Source organism: Bacillus sp. FJAT-22090, from assembly GCF_001278755.1.
GTDB lineage: Bacteria > Bacillota > Bacilli > Bacillales_A > Planococcaceae > Psychrobacillus.
Genome location: NZ_CP012601.1, coordinates 3,679,227 through 3,692,179 on the forward strand (window position 1 = coordinate 3,679,227; position 12,953 = coordinate 3,692,179).

10 protein-coding genes are annotated in these 12,953 nt (G+C 35.7%); 7 read left to right on the forward strand and 3 right to left on the reverse strand.

What is annotated here, in order from left to right:
* The first annotated feature begins 330 nt into the window (after nt 1-330).
* A complete protein-coding gene (locus tag AM499_RS18570) occupies nt 331-510 on the forward strand; it encodes a hypothetical protein (protein WP_053591594.1) in 180 nt (59 codons plus the stop codon).
* A gap of 55 nt (nt 511-565) precedes the next feature.
* Here AM499_RS18570 and AM499_RS18575 read toward each other — a convergent pair whose 3' ends face one another.
* Together AM499_RS18575 and nhaC are read right to left on the reverse strand one after the other, a co-directional pair.
* Nucleotides 566-1,729, reverse strand: a complete 1,164-nt coding sequence (locus tag AM499_RS18575) for a class I SAM-dependent methyltransferase (RefSeq protein WP_053591595.1) — start codon at nt 1,727-1,729, stop codon at nt 566-568.
* Between the two features lie 165 nt (nt 1,730-1,894).
* A complete protein-coding gene (gene nhaC, locus AM499_RS18580; RefSeq protein WP_053592285.1) occupies nt 1,895-3,292 on the reverse strand; it encodes a Na+/H+ antiporter NhaC in 1,398 nt (465 codons plus the stop codon).
* Nucleotides 3,293-3,698: 406 nt separating this feature from the next.
* Here nhaC and AM499_RS18585 point away from each other — a divergent pair, with 406 nt between their 5' ends.
* The 4 genes from AM499_RS18585 to hflX all read left to right on the forward strand — a co-directional run bounded on the left by AM499_RS18585 (nt 3,699) and on the right by hflX (nt 8,338).
* Entirely contained in the window at nt 3,699-5,330 is a 1,632-nt protein-coding gene (locus AM499_RS18585) for an AMP-binding protein (RefSeq protein WP_053591596.1), read from the forward strand.
* 321 nt (nt 5,331-5,651) lie between these two features.
* The gene (locus tag AM499_RS18590; RefSeq protein WP_053591597.1) at nt 5,652-6,068 is read left to right on the forward strand and encodes a VOC family protein; all 417 of its coding nucleotides are present in this window, start codon (nt 5,652-5,654) and stop codon (nt 6,066-6,068) included.
* Between the two features lie 240 nt (nt 6,069-6,308).
* The gene (locus tag AM499_RS18595) at nt 6,309-7,055 is read left to right on the forward strand and encodes a VOC family protein (RefSeq protein ID WP_053591598.1); all 747 of its coding nucleotides are present in this window, start codon (nt 6,309-6,311) and stop codon (nt 7,053-7,055) included.
* Between the two features lie 11 nt (nt 7,056-7,066).
* Nucleotides 7,067-8,338 (forward strand): GTPase HflX, encoded by a 1,272-nt coding sequence (gene hflX, locus AM499_RS18600; protein ID WP_053591599.1) that lies wholly within the window; start codon nt 7,067-7,069, stop codon nt 8,336-8,338.
* A 71-nt stretch (nt 8,339-8,409) separates the two neighbouring features.
* On the opposite strand, the gene AM499_RS18605 is transcribed toward hflX, so the two are convergent.
* On the reverse strand, nt 8,410-10,128 hold the full coding sequence (locus AM499_RS18605; protein WP_053591600.1) for an ABC transporter ATP-binding protein: 1,719 nt from the start codon (nt 10,126-10,128) through the stop codon (nt 8,410-8,412).
* Nucleotides 10,129-10,325: 197 nt separating this feature from the next.
* Between AM499_RS18605 and AM499_RS18610 the strand changes: the two genes are divergently transcribed.
* Entirely contained in the window at nt 10,326-11,813 is a 1,488-nt protein-coding gene (locus AM499_RS18610) for a peptide MFS transporter (protein ID WP_053591601.1), read from the forward strand.
* Nucleotides 11,814-11,886: 73 nt separating this feature from the next.
* On the forward strand, nt 11,887-12,732 hold the full coding sequence (locus AM499_RS18615) for a DUF6612 family protein (protein ID WP_156316831.1): 846 nt from the start codon (nt 11,887-11,889) through the stop codon (nt 12,730-12,732).
* Nucleotides 12,733-12,953 lie beyond the last annotated feature (221 nt).

Consider the following 12,953-nt stretch of genomic DNA (forward strand, 5'->3'; position numbering starts at 1 on the left):
ATTGTATAAGTATAACTTCTTTTTAAGATAATTCCTTTACTAATGTATTTAAGTATTTCATTTCACTTTGAATTTTTTGTTTTAATTCTTTATTTTCAAGGACATCGCAATGGGGATTTCATTATATCGCCACAAAAAGTGTTAACCCGAGTAACTCTATGTTAACCTTATTATAACCCCAAGTTGCAGAAGCTGGTTGGTGAGTAATTTTAATGACTGTTTAGCAAGTAAAGGAAATGTAGCCTGGGCTAATACTGCACTCTTTGGAGACTGTGGATTTGCCTGCATAGGAATGGCTAGAGCATAAAACAATTAATAGGAGGTTATGAAATGCTAAGTAATACATTGTCAGTAATCCTAATTGTGCTAGGCATCGTCTTAGCTTTATCTCTATTTGGTGTTATCGAAATTCCGCTAGCATTTGTGTATATCGGCATATTTATAGTGGCCATTGCTCTGTTAATAGTTATTTTTTATAGAAAAAGGAAAATGGAAGGAAATAACTCCTAGTAAGGAGCTATATAGGGAAAAGTCGGTTCTCAGAAGCAAGGAGAACCGGCTTTTTTCAATTAAAATACTCTTTTAGTTCATTCTCTAAGAAAGGATTCGCATGGAGCATTTGTTTAAACTGCTTATATTCTATCAGTTGTTCAGATGTTGCCTTTTTCCCTGTTTTATATGCGCGTATTAAGATGTTTTTAGGAGTGTTTTCTAAATCGATAAATTCGACAAGTTGTGCTTCGTAACCAACCATATTTAAGATTTCAGCTCGAATAGAATCTGTAGCAAGTGCTGCAAAACGTTCTTTTATAAGCCCGTGTTTCAACATAATATCTAGACCTGGTGCATCTAGTTGTCTATTCAGTTCGTGCTGACAGCAAGGAACACTTAAAATAACGCTAGCACCCCATTTGACAGCGCGGGCAAGAGCCATATCTGTTGCAACATCGCAAGCATGGAGCGTGACTACCATATCCACAGAAGTTTCCTCGTTGTAATCATTAATATCTCCTACTAAAAACTCTAACTGATCATAGCCTAAGTCCTCAGCAATTTTCGCGCATTCTTCAATAACTTCTTTTTTCAAATCTAAGCCTGTTACTCGAATGTCGAGACCCTTTTCAATTTTTAAATAATGATAGAGGGCAAATGTTAAGTAAGATTTACCTGATCCAAAATCCAGAATTCGAACGGTTTTGTCCTTTGGTAAGTGAACAAGGGTATCATCGATAAATTCAACAAAACGATTGATTTGTTTAAATTTATCGTACTTTTGCTTTTTTACTTTTCCTTCAGCGGTCTGGACGCCTAAATGTATAAGGAATGGATACGGTGTATTTTCATCTAGCAAATAATTTTTTTTTCGATTATGTGATAGGTTGACTGGTTTTGTTGTAGCTAATTTCTCGGACTTCCACATTACTTTGTTTTTCTTGGAAAGTTGGATTTGTACTTTTTCCATTGTGAAATCAGCATGGATTTGACGAAATTGTTCCAATAGTTCGGTCAGTGTTGTTTCAAATGCCTCTATTGTAATATTTTCATGCTTCAAAATACGTTCATATTGATACTCTAGTTGAATGTGATATACATTTTTTATTTCAATCGGTTTTAGTTTTACTCGTTTAATTTCATTTGACTTGGCACGAGGCTGACTGACTGTAGCAGCAACCAACTGCTTTTTCTCTATTTGCTCTATCAGATAATCTTTCATTTCTTGAAATTCCATACTATTCGCCTACTTTTTCGTGATTTCGTTGGAATTAGTGTATCACAACATAGTGATTCTAGGATAGAAGGATGGTTAGTTGGAATAATGAATGGTTTAGTTGGAATTTTAGGTCGGTTAGTTGGAAATTAAGAAAGTTTAGTTGGAATATACAAGAAATCCCCTTCAGTCTTGAAGGGGATTGTCTTTAATATAAGTTAGTGTTTTACCTGAAATTCCAAATATTATAGTTAACATCGGGCTAAGCAAGCAGAAAAACGCAACTGGCAAATAGTCGAGAGTAGAAACAGCTAATACATTAGTTATAAATATACCGCACACGCTCCACGGAACAAGGGGATTAACGACAGTACCTGCATCTTCCATTACTCTAGCCAAGTTTTTATTGGCTAAACCGACCTTTTGAAATGTAGCTTGAAACGCCTCACCAGTCAATAAAATCGATAAGTATTGCTCTCCGATTAATGTGTTTACTCCAATTGCGGTAAAAGCGGCTGCCGAAATAACGGATCCGACAGTTTTTAATGAACTCTCTACTTTTAGTAATAAACTTTGTACGATACCAAGAGTGAATAAGAGCCCCCCCATACTTAAGGCAAGTAAAACGAGACCAATAGTGAACATCATGCTATTCATACCGCCTCTGGATAACAGGGAGTCTACAACTTCAATACCTGTTTGAGATGAATAACCAGTGAATAATATGTTTAATATTTCTCCAGCTGTAAGGTATTGATGGAAGTAAGAAACGACAATCCCTGCAATAGAAGTTAGAGCAAGAGATAATATTGCAGGAACTTTCTTTATGGAAAGTACAATAAGTAAAACAAGTGGTAATAATGTGTACCAATGAATCATACCTGTTTGAAGAAGACCTTCTTGAAAGCTTGAAATTTGCTCTAAATTTTGAAAATCTTTATTTGGCGATAACATACCGTAGCCTATTAGAGAAATAACAAATGCTGGAATGGTTGTCCATCCCATATTCTTTATATGTTCGAATAAATCCACACGAACAATTGCAGAAGCAAGATTTGTAGTGTCTGATAAAGGAGACATTTTATCTCCAAAAAAAGCACCGGAAACAATTGCTCCAGCTGTAATAGCTAATGAAATATCCATCGCACCTGCCATTCCGATAAAGGCAACTCCAACTGTTGCGACAGTAGTTAAGGAGCTTCCGATAGACAAACCAATTATACATGTAATGATAAATACGATGGCATAGAAAAAGTGTGGCGATATGAACTGAAAACCAAGATATATAAGTGTAGGGATGGTTCCACCTATCATCCAGCTACTAATTAAAATTCCAATAAAGAAAAAGATGAAAATGGCTCCAAGCCCCGCCTTTGAACCTTCAACAAGTCCATCTTCTAATTGTTTGTAAGGTACTTTTTTTATGAGTCCGTACGTAATGAGTAAAAGAATAGCGAGTAAAATAGGCATATGTGGAACTGTATCAAATTTTATAATGCAAATGGCCATTATAGAAATAATTGATAAAGTAAGCAGTATTGACTCCCAAAATGACGGAGTGATTTTTGATTGAATACGAAACATTGCAAAACCTCCAAGGTGATTAATATTAGACATTAAAAAAACCTTCTATATCCCTATTTGTTAGGGACGAAGGAATCTCCGCGGTACCACCCTATTTGTTGGGCCATTCATACCCAACCACTTCATTTCAAAAAGAGCTTTAAAAATTGTTGTAATTCATCTGTCATTCTACCTGAACTTTCACCAACCGTTCAGTCTCTTTTTTCTGTAAACATGCAGACTACTATGACAATCACTCTTATTTAATTCACTTTCGCGATTCAACGCTTTCAATCACTGAAGTAATTAGGATTTTACCACTTTTCAGCGTCCTGTCAAGTAAACTAGTAATTTTTTAACACTATTATTTATTCAGAATTTTATGATAAAATGATACTGCATATAAACAATCAAAGGGGAGATTTGTTTGTTAAATGAAAAAACAGTAGGAGAAATTGTTAAAGAAGCAGCGAGAAAGTATCCGGAAACAGAAGCATATGTTTACCCAGAGCACGGTATCCGAAAAACTTATAAGGAATTCGATGAAGAAACTGACGAGCTAGCAAAAGCTTTTATTGGCATGGGGATTCAAAAAGGGGAACATGTTGCAATTTGGTCAGACAACAAAAGAGAGTGGCTACTAAGTCAGTTTGCGACTGGGAAAATGGGGGCAGTACTCGTTACTGTGAACACGAACTATCAAGAAAAAGAGTTAGAATATTTATTACAACAATCTGATTCTACTACCCTAATTTTATGTGAGTCTTTTAAAGGTACTTCCTATTTAGATATTTTGAGATCGGTTTGTCCTGAGATTCATCACTCGGAAAAAGGGAATATTCAATCTGATAAACTTCCTCATTTTAAACGTGTCATTGTGATGAGCGAAAATCAGTATCCTGGAATCTATACTTGGTCGGAATTACTTGCTCATGGAAAAGGAGTATCAGATGAAACTTTAGATGAAACGTTTAAAACACTTAATAATGAAGAAGTGATTAACATTCAATATACTTCTGGAACAACAGGCTTTCCAAAAGGTGTGATGCTTTCGCACAAAAATGTAATCAATAACGGACAACTTGTTGGAGATTATATTCATCTTTCGGAACATGATCGTCTATGTATTCCTGTTCCATTCTTTCATTGTTTCGGCTGTGTGATGGGCACGATTGCATCGGTTACTCATGGCACTACAATGGTCATAGTGGAACAGTTCGAGGCAGGGAAAGTACTGCAAATTGTACAAGATGAAAAGTGTACAGCCTTACATGGTGTACCAACGATGTTTATAGCAGAGTTAAACCATCCAAAATTTACTCAGTTTGATTTATCTACACTCCGTACTGGGATTATGGCAGGCTCCATTTGTCCAATAGAAGTCATGAAAAAAGTGATGGAAGATATGGGGGCATCCGAAATTACAATTGCATACGGACAAACAGAATCATCCCCAGTTATTACACAAACAAAAACAGATGATGCGATTGAAAAACGGGTTTCCTCTGTCGGTAAAGCACACCCTGGAGTTGAAGTTAAGATTATCGATCCAGTGACAGGAGAAGAAGCGCCGGCAGGAGTCCCAGGAGAACTATGTACAAGAGGTTACCTTGTAATGAAAGGCTATTATAAAAATGAAGAAGCAACAAAATCTGCTATTGATTCGAATGGCTGGCTTCACACAGGAGATATTGCCATAATGGATGAAGATGGTTACATCGATATTACAGGGCGCATCAAAGATATGGTAATCCGTGGTGGAGAAAATATTTACCCAAAAGAAGTAGAGGAGTTTCTATATCAGCATCCTGCTATTCAAGACGTGCAAGTAGTTGGGGTGCCTGATGCCAAATACGGAGAAGAGCTAATGGCTTGGGTCATTTTGAAGGCTGGTGAAAGCATAACTTCAGAGGATTTAAAAGAGTACTGTAAAGGGAAAATATCGTTTCATAAAATACCAAAGTATGTGGAGTTTATCCATTCATACCCAATGACGGCTTCTGGTAAAATTCAAAAGTTCCTGTTAAGAGAAATGTCGAAAGAGAAAATTGAAGTGTAATAATTAGCGACATATTTCCTGGGAAATAGACATAAAAAGTATAGATGCATATTCAATAATGGAAGAGACAAATAAAAGTGGGGAATCTAGCGGTAGCACATATTATTTTACGTAAAAATTTTTACCGTGGAAAATGTCACATTTTCTCATTTATCGTCTAATGTATGAAGGTGATGGGAAAGTACCGCTTACTTGATGGATAGGATGATTGAATAATTGGAGTCTAGAAGGGTAATGAATAGTAAGGTGAAAAATTAAGAGTAAATTTTTAAATTGAATGGTCCATATATAAGTTAAAAAATTAATATGAGGTGACAGAGATTGAGTTTAAAAGCAGACAATATATTTGTTAATTTACCTGTAGAAGATCTTAAAAAGTCAGTTGAATTTTTTTCGAAGATTGGATTTGAATTTGATGTAAATATGACCGATGACAATGCAACGTGTATGATCATAAATAAAAATATTTATGTTATGTTGTTAGTTAAAGATTATTTTAAAACATTTACGAAAAAAGAAATTTCAGATACAAAGAACAGTGCTGAAGTGATTTTGGCATTATCGGCAGATAGTAAAGAAAAAGTAGATGAAATTGTAAATAAAGCATTGGAAGCCGGTGGAAAAGAATCATATGAGCCTGTTGATCATGGTTTTATGTATGTTTGGAGTTTCCAAGATATAGATGGTCATCAATGGGAGATAATGTTTTACGATGAAACGGGAGCCACTCAAAATTAAAGATTAAAGTTAATTTCTAATAACTAGCAGGCGTTGATCCAAGAGGATTGACGCTTTTTGTAATGATTTTTATTATAACTTTCGCAGTAGTTAGAACGGTTATTTTATTACTAGGTGCTAGAAGTGGAAATCAACGAAGAGATTTGAAAAGACCTTATAGACCATCATTTTTATAAGCGATGCTTTTTGGATTTGTTGTATACTATTACAAAGGAAATTTAAAGAATTAGAGGTGTATTCATGTATTTAGATCACATTGTTCATCTTGTAACAAAAAAACCAACAGAAGTTGTAGAAGAGTGGAAAGGTAATGGGTTTCATGCTGTTATAGGAGGACAGCATACGCGATGGGGTACGTATAATGCGCTTCTTTACACAAAAACTAGTTATATTGAATGGCTTGCACTAGAAAATGAAGAAATTGCATTAAATGCAAATCATCCATTAATCAATCTTCTACTACATGATTTGAAAACTAAACCAGGTTTTGGAACAGTTTGTATTCGAACTGAAAACATCGAGAGTCTATTTAATCAACTCGAACGAAAAGGTATAGAAACCTCCGGAGTTTTACATGCTGAAAGAAAAACGACAAGTGGCTTGGTTCGTAAGTGGAAAATGCTTTTCGTAAAGGAAGAAATAAGTAACGATTTACCGAGTCCGTTCTTCATTGAATGGCAGGAAGATGATGAAGAACGCTATCAATTATTACAAGAGGATGGAACAATAGTGGATAGTAATTTAGAGTTGACTATTTCAACTTGTGAGTTTCATGTGAGGAATCCTCGGGAAGTAATGGATAAATGGAAAAACTACTTTGAGATAAAAGAACAAGATAACCAAACATTACTACTAGCTAATACAAATTTAGTTTTTAAAAAGCTTGAGACAGGAGAACAGGAAAGACTTGCTTGTATATATGTAAATGGCCACGGAAAGCAGGAGCCGATTTATTATGAGCAAGGGACTTATTGTTTTTGCGAATAGGGGGAATCAGTTTGGATGAATTATTAGAAAAGGCGATTGTCGTCGCTGTCAATTTGCAAAGTGACGAGCATTTTGAATATGAATTAGAGGAGTTACATAACTTAGCTAAAGCGTTAAATGTGGAAGTTGTAGGAGAAGTGACACAAAATCTTGAAAGAGTTACGTCATCCCATTATGTTGGTACAGGTAAAGTGGAAGAGATTAAAAACTTCTATGAAGAAGCAGGAGCAAATCTTGTCATTTTTAATGATGAACTTTCACCGTCCCAAATTCGTAACTTAGAAAAAGAATTAGAATGTAAGGTAATCGATCGTACGATGCTTATTTTAGATATTTTTGCACGTCGAGCTAAATCGAATGAAGCACAAATGCAAGTAGAGCTTGCCCAGCTCCAATATATGTTACCACGTTTAGTAGGACTAAGAGCATCACTTGGTAGACAGGGTGGGGGAACTGGCGGCGGATTTAAAAACCGTGGTGCTGGGGAAACGAAGTTGGAGCTAGATAGACGTAAAATTGAAGACCAAATTGCTAAGTTAAAACGTGAGCTAGAGCATGTAAAGGACCAACGAGAAACACAAAGAAAGCAACGGAAGAAAAATGCCATACCAGTTGTGTCACTAGTTGGATATACAAATGCTGGTAAATCCACTATTATGAATCAACTTCTTCATAAAATTGGTCAAGAAGAATCGAAGCAAGTATTTGAAAAGGATATGCTTTTCGCGACATTAGAAACTTCTGTTCGGCAAATAAAATTGCAGGATCAGAAAGAGTTTTTATTAACTGACACGGTAGGATTTGTTAGTAAGCTTCCTCATCATCTTGTCAAAGCTTTCCGCTCAACGTTAGAAGAAGCTCGAAATGCAAATTTACTTCTCCATGTGGTAGATGTTTCGAATGAAGAGCACCGCTATATGATGGAGGTTACAAACGAAACCTTACATGCTGTCGGGGTAGAAGATGTACCAACTATCTATGTATATAACAAATCAGATTTGGCAGAATTAAAGTATCCTCATGTATCCGGCAATAATATTTGGATTTCTGCAAAAGAAGGAACGGGTTTAGACGAGCTGCTCGAATTGATTAAAAAGCATATTTTTTCTAATTATGTACAATGTTCTTTACTCGTACCATTTGATCGAGGAGATATCGTGTCATATTTAAATGAGCATGCCTCTATTATGTCCACCTCTTATGAAGAAGAGGGTACTCTTGTAAAAGTAGAGTTAAAACAACCCGATTACAACCGTTTTCTAGAGTTTGTATATGCCGAGTAGTGATAAAAAAAGGTTGCTCACAAGTAGGATTTTTACTTGCGAACAACCTTTTTCTATTGGTAATTAGAATCTTATAATTCGTGAAACTGAATATTATGAAGTCTGGCAAAAATTCCATCCTGCGCTACTAATTCACTATACGAACCATCTTCTGCAATTCCGTCATCGGTTACAACAATTACTCGATCCGCATCACGGATGGTTGCAAGACGATGGGCAATAATAAGGGTTGTACGATTTTCTGCAAGCTCCATTAAAGATTTTTGGATGATTTTTTCTGTCTCTGTATCAAGGGCAGAAGTTGCCTCGTCCAAAATTAAAATTGGAGGATTTTTAAGGAACATGCGAGCTATTGCTAGACGTTGTTTTTGTCCTCCTGATAATTTAAGTCCACGCTCACCGATTTGTGTGTCATATCCATCTGGAAGCGAACTAATAAAATCTTCCAAATGTGCTTTTCTCGCTGCATCCTGAATTTCTTCTTCCGATGCTTCTTTTTTACCGTACGCAATATTCTCTCGAATTGTACCAGTAAATAAAAATACATCTTGTTGAACGATACCAATTTGAGAACGTAAAGATTGCATCGTAACATCCTGGATGTTTAAACCATCAATAGAGATTGCACCTTCATTCACATCATAAAAACGAGGAATGAGCGAGCATATAGTTGTTTTACCAGCTCCAGAGGGACCAACAAATGCAACGGTTTCTCCAGCTTTTATCGATAAATTAATATTCTCGAGCACTGATTTATGCTCATCATAGCGAAAGCTGACATTTTCAAACTCAATGTCTCCATTCAAATGAGATACATTTAATGCATTCGGTCGGTCTTGAACCTCAGGATCCTGCTCAACAAGTTCTAAAAAGCGTTTAAATCCGGCCATTCCTTTTGGATACAGTTCTAAAAGTGCAGTAATTTTATCTACTGGTTTTATTAACACGTTTACATAAAGAACAAAACTTACTAGCTCTCCGTAGGAAATCATCTCTTTGTATTTGAACCATGCTCCTACAACCAAGACTACCAATGTTACAAGGCGAGTCATCATATAGATGCTGGAATGTGTTCCAGCCATCACTTTATAAGCAATAAGTTTTGCTAGTCGAAATTGACCGTTATCTTCTTTAAAGCGAGCAATTTCAAAGTTTTCATTTGTAAAAGATTGTACTACTCTAACACCGGATACACTATCTTCAACGCGAGCATTTACGTCTGCAATTTTACCGTACATGTTCTTCCATGCTTTGTTCATCATAATATTTCCGTATGTAGCAACAATAGATAAGAACGGGACCATAATGATGGCGATCACTGCGAGCTCTGGATTAATGTTGAACATAATTGCAAAGGCACCGATCAATGTCATAATGGCGATAAATAAATCTTCGGGACCATGATGGGCAAGCTCACCAATATCAAATAAGTCATTTGTAATCCGGCTCATAATATGCCCGGTTTTTGTATTGTCAAAGAAGCGGAATGATTGCCGTTGTACATGGTTAAATAATTGCTGTCTCATATCCGTTTCAATATTTATACCGAGTTTATGACCTAAATAACTAACGATAAATTGAAGAAATGTACTTATTATATATACGATAAATAGTAAAATACTCACCCTTACTATCATATTCCAATCTCCACCTGGTAAAAGGTCATCAATGAACCATTGAACTGCTACCGGAAATGCAAGTTCTAAAATAGCTACGAACACTGCACTGCTAAAGTCGATAATGAATAATCGTTTATGCGGTTTGTAAAAGGCAAAAAACTTTTTAAGCACAGAAATCTACTCTCCTTTCCTATGTCATAACGACTATTATATAGAATAATTTCAGAATTCGAAATAAGTAAATGTTTTTTGACAATAAAAAAAGGGAAGTTTATAATATGTTTTTTATAAGCAACACTCAAAGGTCGGACATCTGTACAACTTTTTGATTACTTTGAGTTTTCTAAATTAGAAGAGAGGTATAAAACATGGCTACAAAAGAAGAAATAGTTCAGTCGGTACCGCAGAAAGGGTTTTTTGGGCATCCAAAAGGTTTATTGTCTCTATTTTTTACGGAGTTTTGGGAGCGCTTTTCTTACTACGGAATGCGAGCGATATTAATTTATTATATGTACTACGAAGTAACAGCAGGCGGACTAGGGATGGATCGTACTACAGCTAACTCGATAATGGCTATCTACGGTTCATTAGTTTATATGTCTGGAATTATTGGTGGTTGGATTGCTGATAGACTTTTTGGTACTACTAAAACCGTATTTTACGGTGGTGTCCTCATTATGTTTGGACATATAGTGTTATCGTTTCCTGGTGGAACGACACCATTATTTATTTCAATGGCTTTAATCATTGTCGGTACGGGTTTATTAAAACCGAATGTTTCTAGTGTCGTCGGAGATTTGTATTTAGAAACTGATCCTCGTCGTGACTCTGGCTTTAGTATTTTCTATATGGGTATTAACATGGGGGCATTTATTGCACCTTTAATTGTCGGAACAATTGGACTAAAGTATAATTTCCACTTAGGATTTGGAATTGCAGCTATAGGTATGGCAATTGGTTTAATAGTATTCCTAATTACAAAGAAAAAGTATTTAGGTTTAGCCGGCTCTTATGCTCCAAATCCAATGGGAAGAGAAGAGCGCAAAAAAGTATTCACTAGAATTGGGGTTGGAGTATTACTACTTCTAATCATCGGATACTTTTTAATTGAACAAGGTATTATGACATTCGATGCATTTACAATGACCGTATCTATCTTAGGAATTGTTATTCCAACGCTTTACTTTATCGTTATGTATAGAAGTGAAAAGACAACGGTAGATGAAAAATCTAGATTACTTGCGTATATTCCGTTATTTGTCTCAGCGATGATGTTTTGGGCAATTCAAGAACAAGGATCAAGCATCTTGGCGGTATATGCAGACGAACGTGTAGATTTAACGATCGGTTCTTTTGAGATATCTCCTGCATGGTTCCAATCATTGAATCCGTTATTTATCATTGGGTTTGCTCCAGTGTTTGCTTGGCTTTGGGTAAAACTAGGGGATCGACAACCATCTACACCGAAAAAATTCGCATACGGCCTATTATTTGGTGGTCTGTCGTTTATCGTCATGATTATCCCAGCGTATGTAAATGGGACTGAATCACTTGTTAGTCCATGGTGGCTAGTATTGAGTTTCTTTTTAGTTGTTCTTGGTGAATTATTACTTTCGCCAGTTGGTCTATCTACAACTACTAAGCTTGCGCCAACTGCATTTGCTGCACAAACGATGAGTTTGTGGTTTATGACAAGTGCTTCTGCTCAAGCGATCAATGCACAAGTCGTTAAATTTTATTCTCCAGAGAATGAAATTCTTTACTTCGGGGTCATAGGTGCGGTAGCAATTGGAATAGGATTTTTACTATTCTTCTTAACACCACTTATTCAAAGATACATGCGTGGAGTAAACTAATAGAAAATAAATGAAACCTTTCCTTAACTTTCCTCGTAAAGTTATTATCAATAGGGAAGGGATGATAAACGATATGAAGAAATGGTCGACACTTTTAGCTGTAGCCACATTAACATTAGGTTTAGCAGCGTGTAATGAAACAGCTGCCCCGGCAAATGAGAAGGATGTAACTGAGAAAAGTGAGTTAACTTTACAAGAAGTATATGATAAGTCAATGGCAGCTTCAGAAGAATTAAAGAGTGTAAAAGCAAAAATTGATATGAAGCAAACGATGCAATTGCCTGGACAAGACGTAAATTTAGACATTAATTCATTAATGGATATGGATTATATAATTGATCCATTACAAATTCACCAAACTGGAACAACATCTATGAAATCTACTGATGAAAATATGGGAAATCAAGAGATGAAGATGGAGAGCTATATAACGAAGGATGCTTTTTATACGTATGAGGGAGAATCTGGTCAATGGATGAAGTTTCCTCAAGAAATGATGAATCAGTTAATGAGCACAACAGATCAATCGAATCCATCAAATCAATTAAAACAAATTGAAGGATATTTAGAAGACTTCACCTTTGAGCAAGATAACGACAACTATATTCTTACTTTAGAAGCGTCTGGAGAAAAATTCACCGAGTTAGTAAAAGAACAAGTGGATGAGGCTCTTCAAAACATGGTTGGTGTGGAAGAAATTGAAATGGATATGATTATTAATTCCGTAAACTACTTAATTCATATTGATAAAGAGACATTCCAAACAAATAAAGTAGATATGGTTCTTGATATGGATATGACAATCGACGGAGAAACAATGAATATGAAACAAGATATGAAATCCGACTTCTCTAATTTCAATCAAGTAGAAGAAATTGTTATTCCTCAAGAAGTAATTGATAATGCGGTAGAAATTTAAGCTTTAACTGTATATGCGAAGCGTCAAGTCGATATTAAAAATAGCGAAAAAGACTGCTGTAAATGTTGCGAAAAAGCGACAATTCAGGCAGTCTTTTTGTTTTACAAATTTTTTATAGTAAAATTAACTATGAGTTAATTTCAAAAAGTAATTTTTCATAAATACACTAACATATATCACGTTGTTGATTGGAGCTGCAGGCGACGACTCCAGCGGGATGA